Here is a 19,651-nt window from a genome sequence, read left to right on the forward strand (position 1 = left end):
TAAACTACTCTCAATCAGGTCAGTTGAATCAAATCATCGATCAGTTCCTGACTCCGTTCGATGCTGAAAGAGTAGAGCGGTTGGAAATATTTCCTGCAAAGTCCTTTGTGTTTCCCTGGACTTCCGACGAATTTTTTGACAAAATGCCCGAATGCGTGCATGAGGAGCCGATCGAGCTCCAACCGCTGCATTTTGGTGCCGAGCGCTACGAGCTGATCGTGATCGGTTACCAGCCCTGGTTTTTGTCGCCGTCGCTGCCGATAACAGCGCTGTTGCACAGCCCTGTCTTTAAAGCCAGGGTGAAAGATACGCCCATCGTAACTGTGATCGGGGGGCGGAATATGTGGCTCAATTCGCAGGAAAGCGTCAAAAAGCTGATCGCCGATGCGGGCGGCAGGCTGGTTGGCAATATCCCGCTGATGGACCGCGTTTCCAACCTTGTCAGCGCGGTAACCATTCTGCATTGGATGCTCACCGGCCGCAAAGACCGCAAATGGGGTATTTTTCCAAAGCCGGGCGTGAGCGAGCAGGACATTCAGAGCGCCTCGCGCTTTGGGGCAATTGTCAAAAAGGCATACGATAGCGGGCAGTATGCCGGTTTGCAGAGAGAAATCATGGCCACAGGCCTTATTAACATACCCACTGATATTCTTTTTATCGAAGCGCGGGCCAAGAAACTATTCCGGATCTGGGCAAAGCTGATCAAAACCAAAGGTACCACGCCTGAAAAGCGGAAACGGCTGGTCGGTTTTTTTAAATACTACCTGCTGGTGGCACTTTTTATGGTGGCGCCTGTGCTGGTTACGGTTTACAGGGTGTTGATAGCACCCTTTGCCGCCAATGCGATTAAGAAGAAAAAAGAATACTTTTGTGGTGTAGAAACCAAATCATAATGTCAGAAGCATATATTACCAGGATTACCAAGTTTTTACCGAATGAGTCCGTTTCCAATGAGGAAATGGAAGAATACTTAGGATACATCAACGGAAAACCATCCAAATCAAAAGCCATTGTTTTGCGTAATAACGGTATCAAAAACCGGTTTTACGCATTGCGCAAAGACGGAACGCCTACGCATACCAATGCAGAAATGGCCGCCCTTGCCGTCCAGGATCTTTTTAAAAACAATCCGGCAGAGATTGGCGAAATGGATTTGCTCAGCTGCGCTACATCCAGTCCCGACCAGCTGATGCCCTCTCACGGTTCAATGGTGCACGGTTATCTGCCCCAGGCCGATTCAATAGAGGTTGTATCACCCTCGGGCGTATGCTGCGCGGGGATGCATGCATTCAAATATGCTTACATGGCCGTCAAACTTGGCGAGAAGCAAAAAGCGGTGGCTTGCGCATCCGAGCGTTTGTCGACGGTTTTGCGCTCAGACCAGTTCGAGGATGAGATCCAGCAGCTCACGCGGCTTGAAAAGAACCCCTTTCTGGCATTTGAAAAGGATTTCCTTCGCTGGATGCTCTCAGACGGCGCGGGCGCGTTCCTGGTCGAGCCGGCTCCCAACAAGGAGGGCATTTCCCTGAAAATAGATTGGATTGAAGGCTGCTCATATGCCAACGAGATCGAAGCGTGCATGTACATGGGCGCAGATAAGCTCGAAGACGGCACCCTCAGAAGCTATAAGGACTTTACTGCCGAAGAAATCCAGGAGCGTTCGGTGCTGAGCATCAAGCAGGATGTGAAGCTTTTAGGCGAAAAAATCGTTAAATTGGGCTTTGCCAAGCTCAGGGATATTCTTCTCAAAAGAGGGGTGACAATAGCGGATGTGAGCTATTTTCTGCCCCATTTGTCGAGCTACTTCTTTGAGGGCAAGATCGATGAATTTTTCAGGGAAAACGGCATGGCTATTCCCAAAGAGAAATGGTACACCAACCTTGTCACCAAAGGCAACGTAGGCGCGGCCTCGATCTATATGATGCTGGAAGAAGTATTCAATAGCGGCGCCTTGAAAAAGGGCGAAAAAATACTGCTGGCAGTGCCCGAGAGCTCGCGTTTCTCGTATATGTTCTGCCTGCTGACCGTGTGCTGAAACCATACAAAAGCTGCCCATAACCCATGAAAAAGGAAGACCTTCCGCAAGATCCCGGCGCGCTCGACAAATTTACCCGGGAAGTATGCTATGTCAAAAACCAGGACGGCAAGTACGAAACCGCGTTGAGCAAAGGATGGGATGTGAAAAAACAGGCGCTGGACAGTGCCTGGGAGGAGGTCAACGAGCGGGTGGAGGATGCGCGCAGGGCGGTGGCTAGTGGTGAGAAAAGCCCGGTATACTATTTTATGGAACTTCGCCTGATGGATTTACCGGTCCTGTCGGGTTACACGGGTTTCTTCCCGTTTTTTATCAAACGACATTTCAAGCCATCGGTTTTTAAAGGTCTCAGCGAAAGGAAACTGGAAAAATATGCCAGGGCTTTCGACATTACTGTGAGCGAGTTGAAAAATTTTAAAGGTTGATACAGTGAATATTGAAAGTCAAACGGATGCGTTCCATCACGTCCAGACGGCCCATTGCGAAAACGGGGTCACAACCGCGCTACTGCGCTACCATGGCCTGGAATTCATGAGCGAGCCATTGGCTTTCGGTATGGGCTCAGGGCTGTTTTATATACAGATACCTTTTCTGACGGTTAACAACGGTCCGGCCATCTCGTTCCGGACGATGCCTGGCGCGATCTTTAAACGGACTTGCAAATCCCTTGGCGTGGAGGTTACCCGAAAGAAGTTCTCGAATCCGGCTGCCGCAGAAGCATTTCTGGACCAAAAAGTAAAGCAGGGTGTGCCGGTAGGCTGCCAGGTGGGGGTTTTTCACCTGAGCTATTTTCCCAAGGAATACCGCTTTCATTTCAATGCGCATAACCTGATTGTTTTTGGTGAGCGGGACGGGCGCTACCTGATCAGCGACCCGGTGATGGAAGATGTCACATCGCTTTCCAAAGAAGAGCTTTCCCGCGTCCGTTTCGCGCAGGGCCCGCTGGCGCCGAAAGGACATATTTACTTCCCAGAAAAAATAAAGCCGATTTCCCAGGAGATGATCCGCAAAGGTATCGTGAGCGGGATCCGCCGCAATGTGCGCGATATGCTGAGCATCCCGGGCAATTTTGCAGGGGTGAACGGCATTCGCCATACCTCTAACCACGTCCGTAAGTGGCGTGATAAGCTGGGACTGCGCAAGGCGAGCCTTTATCTGGGCCAGATCGTGCGCATGCAGGAGGAGATCGGTACGGGCGGAGGCGGTTTTCGCTTTTTGTACGGCGCGTTTCTGGAAGAAGCTGCCGGCTATTTGCAGGACGAGCGCGTATCGAACATCTCCGAGGATTTCACCAAAGCCGGCGACATGTGGCGGGCGAGCGCGATCAAAATGGCAGGCGTCTACAAGGGCCGCCTCACAGAACAGAAAGACTTTGAAGAAATTGCCGATATGATGCTGGAAATCCGTCTGGTTGAAAAAGAGGCATTTCAAAAGCTTTCCAGCCTGAAACTGGGTAAATAAGTCTCGATGGACCAGGTGTGTATTCAGATCAGAGGCGTGTGTAAGCGTTATAAATCCGCCCAGGAAGATAGCCTGTCCGAGGTGTCGCTCGACATTATGCAATCCGATGTATTTGGCTTGCTGGGGCCCAATGGAGCGGGCAAAACCACATTGATTTCCATTCTTTGCGGGATCATCCCGGTCTCTTCCGGGGATGTCCGCTTCTTTCACAATGGCACGCCCTACTCGAATGCCGAACGAAAGAGCCGCATCGGCTTTGTGCCTCAGGAGTATGCCTTCTACCAGGAGCTGACCGCGCGCCAGAACCTGGATTACTTCGGGGCGATGTATAATCTTTCCCAAAACAGGCTCAAAGAACGCCGGGAGCATTTGCTGGAAGTATTGGGCCTTGAAAAAGCGGCAGACAAGAAGGTGGGCACGTTTTCAGGCGGTATGAAACGCCGTGTGAACCTTGCGATCGGCATTATTCATCAGCCGCAGATCCTTTTTCTGGATGAGCCGACCGTCGGTGTGGACGTTCAGAGCCGCAATGCAATTATTCGCTATTTGCAGCAGATCAACCAGGGGGGAACGACCATCATCTATACTTCGCACCATATGTCGGAAGCCGAGGAGTTTTGCAAGAATATCGCCCTGATCGATCACGGAAAGCTTATTGCAGCGGGAGGCTTGCAGCATTTGAAAGCTGAGCACCAGGTCGAAAACCTGCAAACATTATTTATCAATCTGACCGGCGAGGAATACCGCGATTAAGCTTATGTTCAAACTGTATTCATCATTACGCAAAGAACTGCTGCTGCTTATCAATGATAAAGTAGGGCTGGCTTTGATGTTTCTGATGCCCTTGCTGCTGGTTTTTATCATTACCATCATCCAGGACAGTGCATATAAGATGGTCAACGAGAACCAGATACCGCTTTTGGTTGTCAATCAGGACAAAGGCAGCGAAGGAGCCAAGCTGGTAGATCTGCTGACCAAATCGGGTCTTTTCAAGATCGATTCACAGAATGCTATTGAGCAGCAATCTTTAAAGTCCGAGCTGCTATCGAGAGGGAAAATGATCGCCCTCTACATCCCGGCCAGCTTTTCGGCTGGCCTTGAAAGTAACGCCGAGGATGTGAGCACGATTTTAATGGACGATCTGGGGCTTGCGCATGATACGACCGCCCGCCGGAAGGTCTCCATGCCCAGGCTTTCGTTTTACAACGACCCGGTTTTACAGGGAAATTACAGCTACTCGGTTATGAGCGTGATCCAGTCCTATATGAGCGTGATCGAAAATTCGCTGATGATCGACCGTATGTATGCCAATATGGATATCGCAGAACGATCGGCAAGGCTCAAAGACAAGATGATCTCCAACCGCGTGGGCATCGATCAGATCGTGGCGCGCAATAACAATTCTACCGCTATTCCCAATTCCACCCAGCACAATGTGCCGGCCTGGACGATTTTTGCCATGTTTTTCATGGTCGTCTCCCTTGGTAGTAACATTGTCAAGGAGCGCATCAACGGCAGCTTCCTGAGGCTGAAAACGATGCCTACAACGTTCATGGTGGTTATGTTCAGTAAAATGGCGATCTACGTGGTGGTTGCAGCATTACAGGTGGCGCTGACATTTTCGATGGGCGTATGGATACTGCCAAAACTGGGCTTGCCCAGGCTCAGCGTGCCCGATAATATCATTGCCACCATCGCGGTAATTTTCATAAGTAGTATGGCAGCGGTCAGCTACGCTTTAATGATCGGGGCGTTTGCCAAAACCGAGCAGCAGGCCAATGGCTTCGGAGCGATTTCGATTATCATTTTCGGGGCCATCGGAGGCATCCTGGTGCCGACTTTCGTGATGCCGGGTTTTATGCAGTTTTTTAGCAATTTTTCCCCGCTCCACTGGTGCCTGGAAGGTTTTTATGTGCTTTTCCTGAAAGGCGGAAGCTGGCAGGACCTGCGGACGGTGTTCGCTTTCCTGGGCATTTTTATAGTGTTTTGTCAACTTGGCACATATTTTAAGCTGCGGTTGGAAAGAATTATTTAAGTTTGAAATTCTATCTTAATGCACCCTCGGTCGGTGAGCGCAGCTGTAACCGGTGATTACTAGAAGCGATTAACAAATCAATATGGACATAGAAAGCTTAAAGCCCATTCTGAAAGGGCAAATTGTACAATACCTGAACCTGCTGGACATTAACCCTGTGGACATCAAGGACGACGAACCGCTTTTCGGCGGCGATCTGGGACTGGATTCGATCGATTCGCTCGAACTGGTGGTGCTGCTGGAACGGGAATACGGTATTAAAATCAATAATCCGGCCGAAGGACGCAAGATCCTGGTCGATGTCAACCATATGGCCGAGTACATACTCGCCAATACAAAAGCCGCGTAGTTTTCGATGAGAAGGGTGTTGGTGACGGGTATGGGCATGATTTCGGCTATTGGTGAGAATGTACAGCAGAATCATCAGAGCTTGCGCGGCGGGCGTTCGGGAATTGGCAAGGCAGCTTTTTTTGAATCCTTATACGCCGCTTCGCTACCGTTTGGCGAGGTGAAGCTCAGCAACCAGGAGCTGAAAAGAATGCAGCAATTGGAAACCGCCCCCGGCTATACGCGCACGTGCCTTCTGGCCGATAAGGCCTTTTGCGAAGCCATTGCGGACGCGGCCTTAACCCGGGGCCAGCTTTCATCGCTGGACACCGCATTAATATCGGCCAGCACCGTGGGAGGAATGTGCCTGACAGATCAGCTCTACCAGGATGCCAACCACAAATCGGAAGGCTCCGAGTTTTTGGAATCCTATGGCTGCTCGGCGCATACATTGAAATTGATCAAACGTTACCGGATCAAAGGTTTTACCGATACGATCAACACTGCCTGCTCATCATCGGCCAACGCTATCATGCTCGGTGCGCGCCTGATACGCTCGGGACGGGTGAAAAGAGTGGTCGTTGGCGGGGTGGATAGCCTGGCCAAATACACCGTCAACGGGTTTAATGCCTTGAAAATACTCTCTGAATCACCCTGCAAGCCTTTTGATGTGAACCGCGACGGTTTGAATCTGGGCGAAGGGGCGGCTTACCTGGTACTGGAAGCAGAGGAGCTTGCTGCTGGAAAGAAAGTGTATGCAGAAATCGCTGGTTTTGGCAATGCGAACGATGCGCACCACCCCTCTGCGATGTCCGATGAAGCCACCGGGGCTATCCGGTGCATGCGCGAGGCGATCGGCGCGGCCGGAATTGAAACTTCACAAATTGACTATGTAAACGCGCACGGAACCGGTACGCAGAACAACGACCAGGTAGAATTCTTCGGAATGGGGGAGTTGTTCGATAAGATGCCGCCTTACAGTTCTACCAAATCATTCACTGGACATACTTTGGGGGCTGCCGGCGCTGTGGAGGCCATTTACAGCATCCTGGGCATTGTTCACAGTGAGCTGTTTCCGGGTTTGAATGTGAGCGAGCCCATCGGCGGGCCTGCGCCTGTTTCGCAGTGGCGGGGTGAATACCCATTGAATTACGTGCTTTCCAATTCCTTCGGCTTCGGGGGAAATTGCACTTCGCTTGTTTTTGCCCGCGTCTAGGTCTGACTGGCCGGTAATTTCCGGCTCACAATCATTCACTTGAAAATGCTCTCAGAGCGTCAAGTTCGTTTTGAATGACTATTTCCCACCTTGCCTGCGCCAATTCGTCTCGTCGGGAATTACTTTCAGCGTCGTATGAGAGCCTTCTTTTGCGAAGTCCGTCATTAACTTCGCCGTTCAACTCTTCGACGAACTGTGTGCCGTGAACGATCTTTTTGCGGTTGATTCTCAATTGTCTTCGAAATTGCCTGGTATATATTTCAACCAGATACTGGTGCTGCGTGTTGGCCATTCGCATGAAGGAATGCATTCCGCTACCTGACGACCTGCACAACCCTGCTGTTGGCAGAAGTTCCATTTTCGACCTTGATCAGGTAGTTGCCCGCAGCCAGAGTAGATACATCGACCGGCTCCTGCTCCCGAAATTGATCTATTTTTTTCGCATAAATCCGCCTTCCTTCTATGCTGAACACCGTGATCCGGCCGGACCGACCAACGAGTTCCGGCCTCGGTTTCACATGGAGCAAGCTGGCAGCCGGATTTGGATAAATGACAACTTCCGCCAGATCATTCATATTTACTTTCACTATTTTGCTGAGGGCGAAATCTGTGTTGGATTCGACCATTTTGAGCCGGTAATAATTGGTGCCGGGCGCTGGGCTGGTGTGCACAAAACTATACAAAGCGGTGTCAATCGCCGGCGCTTCTCCGATTACGTGAAAGCGCTTCGCGTCGGTGCTGTGCTCGATTTCGTAACGAGCCATGTCTATCTGGTCGGTGACTTTCCAGTTGAGTACCACGGTATTGTTTTCCGGAGTGGCCCTGAAATGCACCAGCGTAACAGGAAATGCGGCGTCGGACCCGAGCCTTGCCAGCCCGAAGCGGTTGGAGATCCAGAAGCTATCGTAAGTATCTACCCACAAATCGCCGTCAAACCGCTGGTATGGCAACGCATCGCCTGCCTTCTCCCATTGGCCATTATGGAATTTGTACACCTGCGTTTCACTGCCCACAGCGAGGACGTAAGGCTGACCGGAGGGGGAAATATTGATGCTGGAAATGCGGGTTCCGAATGCTGTATTACCCGAGTCGAAAAGCGACCAGGAAGTGCCGTCGAAATAGGCCAGGGAGCTGAATTGGGTGAAATAATCCGTTTGCCGGAGCCATACTTTTCCGTCGGGCTGGACCTCGATCTGGTCGATCACATTTTCGATGGCAGGGCTGGTCTGGTAATCAATCGTGTAGATCAAATCGTGGTCATTGAGGTCCATGACGAGGATTTCGGTGCTGTAATCGCGGTCCATGTTGAGAATCAGAATCCAGGCTTTATTGTCCCGGAACCGGATATCCTTGATCAACTGACTGTCCGAGACCTGGCGAAGCGCGATAAAACCGTCGGGCGTTTCCTTGTAAATAACCCGCTGCGTCCAGAACACTTGGTGCTGCGGACTAAAATCCTGGATGTAACCGACAAATGGAATGGTCGTCACGGTCGCGTCGCCAGAAGGACTTTCGTTGACAAGCTTCACTTTGCGGAACCGGTAACCGTCCGCGGGGTTGATGGTGTAGATGTTCCGCTCGTTATCCGTGCGAACGGAATTGTCCATTCCCACACCGAGAAGTCCATCGGTGTTAGCGCGGTTAAATGTCTGGAATGTAAGCGCTTTCTGGTCGAGTTTGATGAAACCGGCATCGATCACGCCCAGCCACACATGGTCTTTGGAAACGGCGATTTTGGGATTGGGTTTTCCAAAAACGGGCTGGTCTTTTTCGCTGAGGAATGTCAGCGCATAAGGGCTGTTGGCGCTGCCGGTGGTAAACTGAATGGTGTAATCGACCAGGTCGCGGTCGGGATAATTGATCAGGTCTGTTTGGCGTTCCTGCACACGGAGGTAGAGCTGCGTGTTGGCAGGCAGGTCTTTCAGCACATCCGCGATTTCCAAAAATGGCTCGTAATTACGCTGGAAGAGCGGATTATTGAATTCCGGATTGTCGGCAACTGTTATGTGCGTGTTTGAATAGTAAGTTGATGGCGCGTAGGCGATCGGGATCGTGCGGGGTACATCGAGCATGTTATCCGGGACAGGCAGGTACAGCCCTACCATGTTCAGGCGCGCATTCGCCGAAAAATATCCGATTTCCGACCATTTGCCTGTTTTTCCATTCGCAATTGCCCTTACCCGCCATTTGAACCCGCCGAAATACGGCACGTAGTTATATTGATTTCCGGAAATGATTTCGCTGGCCGGATAAGCAAAGTCGAAATCACTGAGCGGCGAGACCTGCACCTGATACGAGGCTGCACCCGGAACATTCGAGAACGACAATGTCACCGGAAGCTGCGCCGGAAGAAATGCGTGATTGGCAGGCCCCAGAAGCACCGGCAAGTCGGGCTGGTCGGGGGCGATGCGGATTTTAACCGTGTTGGACCAGTCGGACGTGCCGAATGCATTGCGTGCCCTGACCCGCACGAAATAGTCGGCGCCTAATGTTTGTTTCAATAAGTTAATGCCATTTACGGCGGTGGTTTCGAGGGTTTCGCCATTGAAATTAGCATCCGTCGAATAGCTGAATTCATAAGTGCTGGCCAGCGTCGATGCCGACCAGGTGTAAAAATCCCCTTTCACAGCAGTAATGTCACCCGGCAGTGAAGGCGCCTGCGGCGCGGATTCCATTTTGGCAAAAGTGACCTGGGCGTGCTGTTTTATCACCGCCTGCACCATCGGATGAAGCGCTTCTCCGGCTCCATTGCTGCCGCACCGGCTCATGAGCGACCCTTTTGTGTTTACTTCCGAAGATTTGGTGTAGCAGTCCCCTTCTACTCCGCCGCAGTAATCGAGCGGGCCGCCGGGCCAGCCGCAGTTGTTGGTATGGTACGATCCGAAATTATGGGCAAACTCGTGCATGAGTGTTGCGGCATTTTCTAGCGGCGACACATTGTAGACACCGCCAATGAAGGCCACGCCCGAAGCACCGCCACCGACAGGCTTCGTATAAAGATAAATGCGTTTGTCAAAATTCTGGTCTGACACCTGCCTGTTGGCCAGGATCGTCAGCATGGCATGCACATCGTGTGCGTTGGCGTAAGGATTCGGCTCGGTGTCTTTGAAAATCCGGATGCTTGTGACCATCATCCGGAAGTTTGCCTCCCGCTCATAAAATTTCGAACATTTTTCGACATTACTGATCACCGTCTGGATAATCGCCGCGGTGTCGCGCTCGTATTTCACATAAGTATCCGAATCAATCTCCACCGCAACGCGGCATATTCTCATTTCTCCTGCGGCAGTCCGCGTGTTTTGCTTGGCCATGATGGCCGGCAGCTGGCTCATCATCTGCTTTATTTGCGGCGGTGCGTCGGCATCTCGGGTGCCGCACATAACCGGTTTTTCCTGTCCAAAGGCCATTTGGCAGCAAAAAGAAAGCACTACAAGTAGCCGGAGACCGTAGGATGTAAATGTCAAATTCATAATCATGCAGGTGGGATTGTTCAGGAAATATCCAGTAGGCCGGAATCATCCAGGTAGACACAATTTAAGTCACCGGCGTTGCGATTAAACAAAAGTAACCTTGCAACTATTTCAAGGATTTTCCTGTCTGATGAGGGTAGTACTCAGATCGTTCGCTATGAAAAAGCTTTTTTACCTGATCCTGGCTGTGTATTTCCTGGCAGGCTGTAAAGACAAGCAAATCGAAACTTTCCAGGGGCCGCCGGGGCCGAATGAAGGCGATACGAGCGTTTACAACTCGGACCACTACCGGTTGACGAAAATTCTCAATTTCAGCAAATCGGATTCGCCGCAGCCCGGCGGATATGTGGAATTCACTTACGACGGAGCAGGAAATCTGACGCGCCAGTCCTATTACGATGTTCCCGAACTGCTCTTGACCTACAAAACCTACACTTACATCAATGGCCGGAAGGCAACCGAAAAAGTGTACGCAGGGCCTGTAAACGCCCTCACATTGGCAAACACGACCTCCTACACTTATGAGGGCGACCTGCTGACAAAGGAGGATATAACGAACGAGGTGGGTACGCTGCTGCATTCGAAGCATTATGTATATGCAAACCGGAGGCTCACTGAAACATACACATGGTCCGAGTCGCTCGGGAAACATCATCACTACAAATACACTCATGACAGCCGCGGGAATGTGGTAAAAATGCAGGCTTATATGTATGATAATGAGCTGTCGAGCACTGACAACTACACCTACGACAGCCAAAACCGCGTAATCCGCACCGAGCGTTTCAATCATCAGAATGCACTTGAAACGGTCATCAGCACCGAATACACCGGTAACAACACCTTGCCGTCAGCGGAAATATCCCGGAATGCCGCCGGCAACGGGCAGGCCAGAACGACCTATGAATTCGACGTCGCCGGCAACCAGATCCGCACATTGATCGGCACGAATACTCTGAACAGAAGAAAGTATTACGGAAAGCTGCTCCGGGAAGAAATACGTTACGCCCCCACCTGGGGATTCACCGAAGCGGGCATGAGTCGGTACGAGTATGAAAAGAAGTGACTCGTTGGCTATGAAAAATGTGCATGACGGTTCAACTTTTTATCATATTTCCAAAACTCAAACTTCGGCTTCCCGTCAGGCCTTGGATTCTTTCCACGAACGCTGAAAACGGTATGATAATCCGGCACCTCTAACGGCAATCAGTAGTCAAAAACCGTTTGCATGTCATCATGATAAATGTAAATATTACGCGTTATTTACGGGAAAACTGGGCGAGGTATTGCACTATTCTAGCATTTAGTCAATACGAAACTTGTCGTAAATTGGATATCGTGGTAATGTGTCGGCAATAGATTTGCGTGTTAGCGTGTAAAGGTTGGAAGAAATTCGATTCGTGTATCCGACGAAACTTTCGGTATTATCGCAAGTACATAACTGATTCCTTCTCTAGGCTGTGAGCCGTATCTAAGCTCGGCGCTAATAGCGAGTTTGTTGCTAGGACAATGGGCAATAATGTTTTGAGACAGGACCTGAGCATATGTATTTAGTTTTATACTAATGACTATAAGACTCTTAGTTGTAAAATCGATCTTGTTTCTAAAATAAAGGATTTCTAAGTCTTGATACATTTGGCGCTCGCTTTGTATGATTTTGTATTGAGTGTCGAAACTGCTCAAATCTTTGAAGCTCACTTTGGGATTTAATTCGTCATTGAACAATTCGAATTTGATCGGCCCGTCCTGACACTGGTTAAAATACGGATTTTCATCCTTGCAAGTGTATAGAATGCAGCCTAGTAGTAATATAGGAAAGAGTTTTTTCCACATAGCTAATGGTGTACTTATCGAAAGGCTTTCGTCTCGGTGACAATTTTTTCAATGTCGCGAAAATTGTTTTCCCTTGCTACTACAATCCCATTTTGGTCGACAAGAAAATAGGTAGGGAATTCGGAGATCTTGTAGGCTTTCATTATCTCACCCCGATCAAACCGGAAGTCAGCGAGCTGGATCCAGTTGGCCTGGCGCTCTTTCACGGTACGCCCATCTAATTTTATTGTAGGCGGTGAGCAGGTCGTTGTCCTTGGTGCCTCTGATTTCCAGTTGTTTCGGTTTGTCGATGTTGCCCGAAATTGTAAGGCTCCCGGCTTCATACCCCACGCCTCTCCACGCCGGGTACTTAATGAAAATATCAAACATGCCGTCGTCAGGCTTTTGGGCGACGTACCGGAACCGATCGCCTTTGGCGACAACCGTATCTATCTTATTTTCGCCATTCTTCATGTATCTGAATTGAATGGGTATATCGACAATGCCATTGATCTCGCCAGTCACAATGCAACTTTGGGCAACTACTCTTCAACTGCTAGCGAGCAAGGCCAACATGAAAATCACGGCAGCCTTTTTTGAGGGTGATACTGTCCGCGTTTCTGAAACGGGGATTAGAGATTGAGCAAGGAAGTAACTTGTACCAAACTTAATTATTATCTCGATTTGTTCATGTTCAGTGAACATAAAATAGAAATGAACAGCCGTTGAGAAATGCCCAATTTCAATCCTAACATCCACTAAACAGATTTGCAATTGCTTGGGGGCAAATTTTTGACTTCCACTATGCATTTTGGAAACCCTTCTCTTGTTGAGACGCGTTCAAGGTAGTTTCCTGAAACGATTAATTTCCCTGCATGAGCTTGCCGAGAATCTCCTGTGCTGCCACGGAAATGACCGTTCCGGGCCCGAAAATGCCTTTAACCCCCGCATCGTACAGGAATTGATAATCCTGGGCAGGGATTACCCCTCCGGCAATAACCATAATGTCGCTTCGCCCGAGCCTTTCAAGCTCACTGATCAGCTCTGGAATGAGCGTTTTGTGCCCTGCGGCCAGGCTCGAGGCGCCAATTACATGCACATCGTTTTCAACAGCCTGCATGGCCACTTCTGCGGGCGTCTGAAATAGCGGGGCAATATCGACGTCAAATCCAAGATCGGCAAAACTTGTCGCGATCACTTTTGCGCCCCTGTCATGGCCGTCCTGGCCCATTTTGGCAACCATTATCCGCGGTCTGCGGCCTTCGAGCCGGGCAAACTCGTCGGACATTTCGCGTGCGCGGCGGAAGTTATCATCATCCGAAACTTCCGTCCGGTAAACGCCCGAAACGGACCGGATCGTGGACTGGTATCTGCCGAATTCCTTTTCCATTGCATCTGAGATTTCTCCTAATGTGGCTCTTTTACGGGCCGCGTCCACGGCCAAAGCAAGCAGATTTGAATGCATATCCTTTCCACCCATTTCTTTGCAGGCGCTCGTGATACGTTGCAATGCGTGGTACACCGCCGGTTCATTTCTATCGCGGCGAATAGCTTCCAGTCTGGCGATCTGGGCACTTCTTACCGCATCATTGTCAATTTGTAGGATTTCAAAAGATTGTTTTTCGGTGCTTTTATAACGGTTAACCCCAACTATAACCTCCTTACCCGCATCGATCCGCGCCTGCTTTCGGGCGGCAGCTTCTTCGATGCGCATTTTAGGCAGGCCCGTCTCTATCGCTTTGGTCATTCCGCCTAATGCCTGCACTTCCTCGATCAGCTGCCAGGCTTTCCCGATCAGCTGCGCTGTGAGATACTCAACGTAATAGGAGCCGCCCCAGGGGTCAATAGCCTTGCACAGGTCGGTTTCCTTCTGGATGAAAAGCTGGGTATCCCGCGCGATGCCGGCCGAGAAATCGGTGGGAAGCGCAATGGCCTCGTCAAAAGAGTTGGTATGCAGCGACTGGGTGTGACCCATAACGGCGGCCATGGCCTCGATCGTCGTGCGGGTGATGTTATTGAATGGCTCCTGCTCGGTAAGGCTGTAACCGCTGGTCTGGCAATGCGTGCGGAGCATGAGCGACTTTTCATTGTTGGGATTGAATTGGCTGACAATTTTTGCCCAAAGAACCCGAGCGGCCCGCATTTTGGCGATTTCCATAAAATGGTTCATGCCTATTCCCCAAAAAAACGACAGCCGGGGCGCGAAATCATCGATGGGAATCCCTGCTGCAAGGCCTGTGCGGATGTATTCGAGTCCGTCGGCGAGCGTATAGGCGAGCTCGATATGGGCGGGCGCGCCGGCCTCGTGCATGTGGTAGCCGCTGATGCTGATCGAGTTGAAACGCGGCATAAACCGGCTGGCATAGGCGAAAATATCGCCGACAATGCGCATAGACGGCTCTGGCGGGTAAATGTAGGTGTTGCGCACCATAAACTCTTTCAGAATGTCGTTCTGTATTGTGCCGGTAAGCTCGTGGGGCTGCACGCCTTGTTCCTGCGCAGCAACGATAAAAAATGCCATAACAGGTATTACCGCGCCATTCATGGTCATCGACACTGACATTTGTTCGAGCGGGATCTGCTCAAAAAGTGTTTTCATATCCTGCACCGAATCGATAGCGACCCCAGCTTTGCCTACATCGCCTGTCACACGCGGATGGTCCGAATCGTAGCCCCGGTGAGTGGCCAGGTCGAAGGCTACCGACAGACCTTTCTGACCTGCGGCAAGGTTTCTGCGGTAAAAAGCATTCGAGTCGGCAGCGGTTGAAAAGCCTGCATATTGCCGGATCGTCCACGGCCGCTCCAAATACATGCTCGCGTAGGGGCCGCGCAGAAACGGTGGAGCACCTGCGCCGAATGCCAGGTGCTCGGCATCTGCCAGGTCGTTTTGGGAAAATGTAGTCTTCAATGCGATGCCTTCGGCAGTTTGAAACGCTTCGGGCTGCTTACGATCAAGATTTTCAGGGACAGTTTCATCAGAAAGATTTATAAAAATCTCATTTTGAGAAGTTTTCAGAAAGGCTTCCCAGGCAGCATCCGCCAGTTTCAATGTCATATCTTCCAGCGCATATGCGCCTGCCGCGGGATCTGCTACTTTGGATAAAAGGCTTTCGTGTTCAAGAATGTAAGAAACGTGTGTGGCCAGCCGCTGAGCCAATGCATTAGCTGATTGATCATAAGGAAGTACGGTAAGCGCATCGCATCCTCCGATCACAGCGCTCATGGCCTGGCTGGTGGCTCTAATCAGATTGGTATAGTCGGCCTCATTGACTTTGTAGCTGATCGATGTGCTGGCCTCAATAAAGGGGGCGCTGTGCCCCGGCAGTCCGAATGCCCGCGCCATTTTACTTAAAAGGTACCGCAATGCCCTTAGTTTGGCGATTTCAGTCAGGTATTGGCAGCCGAGAGGAACAAGGAACGTGGTTTGCTCAAATGTGAGCTCAGGGGATGGGCTCTGGTTGTAATACAGATTTGAAAAACAAGCAAGGGCTCCTGCCAGCTGCGAAACGGGGTCTGTGCCTTGCAGCTCTATGCTGAATGGCCGCGACTCTTTTATAAGCCCCTCGTTCACATTAACCCAGCCAGCAGTTTTCCTTTGGGCCTTCTGAACTTTGGCGACTGTTTCCCAGTCTATTTCAGCGGCGGTCACATAGGGTTTGAAATGCAAGCCAGCTGCTATTTCCCATGAATCGAGCAGGCCTGTGCGGCCTTTCAACTCACCGGCTGCCAGTTTTTCCCAGGCATCTTTCCCTGATGGGGGAAATTCAGAAAAGAGCTTTGCTGACATCGACTGTGGATTGTTGAACGATTCAAGGATATGCGCCATGAGCAAAACTACAAATTTTGGCACGCAAAAACGGGGGCAGAAAATCAAAACTGCTTCTGTAACCTTCTGGGCACGATTACGCTCGTTATTTTATTTATGGGTTTGCAGATACACTTTATGAGGATTAAATTGAATGTTCGTTTCATCTGGAGAGATCAGGTATTTTTATATCTTTGCCGTCCTTTTGAATTATGATACTCAGAGTTTGGTAAATTATACATTGGAAAGAATCAGCACAAATAGAGAGGTAGACCAGGTTTGGGATGCTTGCCTGCGGATTATTCAGCAGCACATTCCCGATCAGAGTTTTAGGACGTGGTTTGAACCCATTCGTCCCTTAAAGCTCTATGGTAAAGTACTTACGGTGCAGGTTCCGAGCCAGTTTTTCTATGAATGGCTGGAAGATAATTATGTCAATCTGCTGAGGAAGGCGCTGGATTACGCGATTGGTCGCGACGGATTATTGGAATATTCCATTATCGTCGATACCGGCAACGAGAAGCACCAGCCGCTGACGATGAATGTTTCAACGCAGAAATCTCCAAATTATTCCCGGCCGGATAATTTCTCGACCGACCCGCGCATGGGAACTAGTGTGAGGGAGAAAGACCAGGATTCGCTCACGCTGGACACCTATCTGAACCCCAATTATTCGTTTGATAACTTCATCGAGGGCGACTGTAACAGGCTTGCGCGTTCGGCTGGTTTTGCCGTAGCGCAGCGTCCGGGGCTTACCTCTTTTAACCCGCTGATGATGTACGGCGGGGTAGGGCTGGGTAAAACGCACCTTGTGCAGGCTATCGGAAACTATATCACCAACCACTACGAGAACAAGCTGGTGCTGTATGTTTCCTCCGAGAAATTTACCAACCAGTTCATCAACTCGATCCGCAACAACACACTGCAAGAATTCACTGATTTTTACATGAAAGTGGATGTGCTGGCTATTGACGATGTGCAGTTTTTGTCGGGTAAGGAAAAGACACAGGATACATTCTTCCATATATTTAACCACCTGCACCAGCTCGGCAAGCAAATCATCATGACAAGCGACCGCCCGCCTCGTGAGCTGCAAGGCTTGCAGGACCGTTTGCTTTCCCGCTTCAAATGGGGCCTCACAGCCGATTTGCAGGCGCCGGATTTTGAGACGCGTATCGCCATCATCCAGAAAAAGATCCAGTCCGAAGGCATCTCGATTGATTATGATGTGATCGAATACATTGCCCACAGTGTCAACTCTAACGTCAGGGAGCTGGAAGGCGTCATTGTTTCGCTGATGGCCCAGGCTTCGCTCACGCGCCGCAATATTGACGTGGAACTTGCGAAAAATACGCTTCGCAACATCGTGATGAACGAGGACAAGGAGGTTACCATTGACACGATCCAGGAAATCATCGCTGATTATTTCCAGGTTTCCATTGCCGATCTGAAAAGCAAAAGCCGCAAAAAGGAGGTCGTTTACCCGCGTCAGCTGGCGATGTATTTGGCGAAAGAATACACCGATTTACCTTTGAAATCGATCGGCTACCACTTCGGCGGCCGCGACCACAGTACTGTGATTCACTCGATCCAGAGCATTAACCTTTTGATGGACGAAACCCCGGACGTGGAAGAAACTTTGCAGAAGCTCCGCAGTTACTTTAAATAGGTTTTGACGTATCAATGTACAGGACAACTCCCTGAACACGATGTTGCGGAAACCTATCCTTCTTTCCCGAGAGCAGATCGATGCTCAAATCTGGGACAATCACATTCATCATAGCCGGCAAGGCGTCATTTACGCTTTGAGCTGGTATCTGGATATCGTTTGTGAGCAATGGCAAGCGCTGGTCTGGCCTTCGGCTGATGACTTCCGGATTGCAATGCCACTGCCGGTCAGGCGAAGATTTGGCCGCCGGGTTTTATACCAACCGCTGTTTTGTCAGTATCTGGGGATTTTTTCCAGAAACGAGCCGGACGCAGAACATTGCGCGCTGTTTCTTCAAGCATTGGCTGCGCATTATCCTTACATTTCCAGCTACACTTTTAATCCTGAGACCTTTCAGCTAATGCGCGGCGTGTTGGATGGCATGAAATGCTTTGATATCAAGGTGCTTCACACGCATTGGCTGGATTTAAACCGCTCTTACGAGGCTATCGATTCAGGTTATTCCAAGGACCGGAAGTTAAATCTTGAAAGAGGCATCAGTGCAAAATGGCAGATGATCGAATCGGACAATTTCAAAATGCTGAGGACGCTTTTTGCCGAAAACCATGCCCGTAGGATAGGCAGGGTCAAGAACGACGCTTACACGATGCTGGAACGGCTTGGGAGCAAGTGCCTTGAAAACGGGTCAGGAAGACTCCTGTATGCACGTGCAGACGCGCGCACACACGCAGGTACATTGCTTACGCGCTACCGCGGGCGAACGGTCTATCTTTTTAATGCAGCGGACAATGCGGGAAGAAAGAAAAATGCGAGAGTGCTAATGCTTGACAACTACTTTCGGGGCAATGCAGGCGCGGAAATGGTCTTTGATTTTGAAAGTCCTGAAAAACAATCCATTGCGGAATATTATGCGGGCTTCGGGGCGGTTGCAATGCCTTTTTATCAGATCAGAAGAAATGCATTGCCTTTTCCGCTAGCTCAGATTCAAACGCTTCGCAGCTGGCTGATTATCAAAACCAGGCGATATCTTTCCGCAGGCCTTTGTAGGATTTAAGATCCATTTCCAGCGAGCCGATTTTAAGATCGACCTCGGCTTTTAGTGGAATTTTGTTGGAATCGTCCGAGATCCAGAGCGCCATCGGTTCTTCACCTTTGAAGAATTTATTGGAAGGGATCTGGGGAGATAATCTAAATACTTTCGTTTTTCCAAATTTGGTTTTGATCACATCCCTGCCCACGTAACGCACGCGGAGCTTGTAGACTTCACCGTCGAAGAAGGTGGGTACTTCGATGATATCGCCTTCGCGAACCTTCTCGAAATTGATGGTGCGAAGGAAAAAATAGCCGCTGATGATGTCGTGAATGTTGTTGGGTACATTGTAGGTCTTACTCTCGGCCTTCACATTTGAAACGGCCTGGTCTTTGCTGTGATTGAAATATACCGTTTCCTCTTTGCGGTATTTGTTCTCCTGGATCTGCCGCTCGAACATGTGCGGGAGAATGGCGGTTGTGTCGATATAGGAGCGCCAGGTGTCGCGCACGCGGGATATGAGGTCAAATGCACCTACCGTTCGGCCAATGACATTGACACGGTAGCAAGGGCGGTTGTTGATCATCGAAACCGCTTTGCTTACTTCCACCTTCGCTTCTGCCGCGTTGATAAACCCATAATGCACCCGGTATTCGACCCGTTCGCCGGTTCCGAAGCTCTTGTTGTGTACCACGCGGTCGATTTCCGCGTTCTCCTCGAACTGGCGGAAAGAGAACAGCAATGCTAATGTCGAAATGGCTAATAGTAATGCGTACGATTTTTTCATGCTA

The 19,651-nt window shown here is 50.1% G+C and carries 16 protein-coding genes; 11 read left to right on the plus strand and 5 right to left on the minus strand.

All coding sequences use genetic code 11. The features are described 5' to 3' along the window. The first annotated feature begins 23 nt into the window (after nucleotides 1-23). The 8 genes from ACTJJJ_RS18755 to ACTJJJ_RS18790 all read left to right on the plus strand — a co-directional run bounded on the left by ACTJJJ_RS18755 (nucleotide 24) and on the right by ACTJJJ_RS18790 (nucleotide 7,074). A complete protein-coding gene (locus tag ACTJJJ_RS18755; protein WP_440702641.1) occupies nucleotides 24-893 on the plus strand; it encodes a hypothetical protein in 870 nt (289 codons plus the stop codon). Next, nucleotides 893-2,035, plus strand: coding sequence for a beta-ketoacyl-ACP synthase III (locus tag ACTJJJ_RS18760; RefSeq protein WP_426293652.1), 1,143 nt, complete (start codon nucleotides 893-895; stop codon nucleotides 2,033-2,035). The genes ACTJJJ_RS18755 and ACTJJJ_RS18760 overlap by 1 nt, the downstream gene beginning before the upstream one ends. Before the next feature lie 26 nt (nucleotides 2,036-2,061). Further along, the gene (locus ACTJJJ_RS18765; RefSeq protein WP_426293653.1) at nucleotides 2,062-2,460 is read left to right on the plus strand and encodes a hypothetical protein; all 399 of its coding nucleotides are present in this window, start codon (nucleotides 2,062-2,064) and stop codon (nucleotides 2,458-2,460) included. 4 nt (nucleotides 2,461-2,464) lie between these two features. After that, nucleotides 2,465-3,496: a BtrH N-terminal domain-containing protein gene (locus tag ACTJJJ_RS18770; RefSeq protein ID WP_426293654.1), complete on the plus strand. Its 1,032-nt coding sequence runs from the start codon at nucleotides 2,465-2,467 to the stop codon at nucleotides 3,494-3,496. Nucleotides 3,497-3,502: 6 nt separating this feature from the next. Beyond that, entirely contained in the window at nucleotides 3,503-4,249 is a 747-nt protein-coding gene (locus ACTJJJ_RS18775; RefSeq protein WP_188932433.1) for an ABC transporter ATP-binding protein, read from the plus strand. A gap of 4 nt (nucleotides 4,250-4,253) precedes the next feature. Next, nucleotides 4,254-5,531, plus strand: a complete 1,278-nt coding sequence (locus tag ACTJJJ_RS18780; RefSeq protein ID WP_426293655.1) for an ABC transporter permease — start codon at nucleotides 4,254-4,256, stop codon at nucleotides 5,529-5,531. 82 nt (nucleotides 5,532-5,613) lie between these two features. Continuing rightward, on the plus strand, nucleotides 5,614-5,880 hold the full coding sequence (locus ACTJJJ_RS18785; protein ID WP_188932431.1) for a phosphopantetheine-binding protein: 267 nt from the start codon (nucleotides 5,614-5,616) through the stop codon (nucleotides 5,878-5,880). Between the two features lie 6 nt (nucleotides 5,881-5,886). Next, nucleotides 5,887-7,074 (plus strand): beta-ketoacyl-[acyl-carrier-protein] synthase family protein, encoded by a 1,188-nt coding sequence (locus tag ACTJJJ_RS18790; RefSeq protein ID WP_426293656.1) that lies wholly within the window; start codon nucleotides 5,887-5,889, stop codon nucleotides 7,072-7,074. A gap of 31 nt (nucleotides 7,075-7,105) precedes the next feature. On the opposite strand, the gene ACTJJJ_RS18795 is transcribed toward ACTJJJ_RS18790, so the two are convergent. Together ACTJJJ_RS18795 and ACTJJJ_RS18800 are read right to left on the minus strand one after the other, a co-directional pair. After that, nucleotides 7,106-7,432, minus strand: coding sequence for a hypothetical protein (locus tag ACTJJJ_RS18795; RefSeq protein WP_426293657.1), 327 nt, complete (start codon nucleotides 7,430-7,432; stop codon nucleotides 7,106-7,108). Then, entirely contained in the window at nucleotides 7,389-10,544 is a 3,156-nt protein-coding gene (locus ACTJJJ_RS18800) for a M12 family metallo-peptidase (RefSeq protein ID WP_440702642.1), read from the minus strand. Before ACTJJJ_RS18800 ends, ACTJJJ_RS18795 begins: the two co-directional genes overlap by 44 nt. A 157-nt stretch (nucleotides 10,545-10,701) precedes the next feature. Between ACTJJJ_RS18800 and ACTJJJ_RS18805 the strand changes: the two genes are divergently transcribed. Then, nucleotides 10,702-11,610 (plus strand): hypothetical protein, encoded by a 909-nt coding sequence (locus ACTJJJ_RS18805; protein WP_426293659.1) that lies wholly within the window; start codon nucleotides 10,702-10,704, stop codon nucleotides 11,608-11,610. A gap of 935 nt (nucleotides 11,611-12,545) precedes the next feature. On the opposite strand, the gene ACTJJJ_RS18810 is transcribed toward ACTJJJ_RS18805, so the two are convergent. Beyond that, nucleotides 12,546-12,881, minus strand: coding sequence for a DUF4369 domain-containing protein (locus ACTJJJ_RS18810; protein WP_426293660.1), 336 nt, complete (start codon nucleotides 12,879-12,881; stop codon nucleotides 12,546-12,548). Between the two features lie 337 nt (nucleotides 12,882-13,218). Beyond that, a complete protein-coding gene (gene scpA / locus ACTJJJ_RS18815) occupies nucleotides 13,219-16,182 on the minus strand; it encodes a methylmalonyl-CoA mutase (protein ID WP_426293661.1) in 2,964 nt (987 codons plus the stop codon). A 220-nt stretch (nucleotides 16,183-16,402) separates the two neighbouring features. Between scpA and dnaA the strand changes: the two genes are divergently transcribed. Continuing rightward, nucleotides 16,403-17,830 (plus strand): chromosomal replication initiator protein DnaA, encoded by a 1,428-nt coding sequence (dnaA, locus tag ACTJJJ_RS18820; protein ID WP_229222171.1) that lies wholly within the window; start codon nucleotides 16,403-16,405, stop codon nucleotides 17,828-17,830. Between the two features lie 40 nt (nucleotides 17,831-17,870). Further along, nucleotides 17,871-18,884 (plus strand): GNAT family N-acetyltransferase, encoded by a 1,014-nt coding sequence (locus tag ACTJJJ_RS18825; protein WP_426293662.1) that lies wholly within the window; start codon nucleotides 17,871-17,873, stop codon nucleotides 18,882-18,884. Here the strand turns inward: ACTJJJ_RS18825 and ACTJJJ_RS18830 are convergent. Next, a complete protein-coding gene (locus ACTJJJ_RS18830) occupies nucleotides 18,841-19,647 on the minus strand; it encodes a DUF3108 domain-containing protein (RefSeq protein WP_188932415.1) in 807 nt (268 codons plus the stop codon). The genes ACTJJJ_RS18825 and ACTJJJ_RS18830 overlap by 44 nt on opposite strands. Between the last annotated feature and the right edge of the window lie 4 nt (nucleotides 19,648-19,651).

Source organism: Dyadobacter sp. 22481 (genome assembly GCF_052044875.1).
Classification (GTDB): domain Bacteria; phylum Bacteroidota; class Bacteroidia; order Cytophagales; family Spirosomataceae; genus Dyadobacter; species Dyadobacter endophyticus.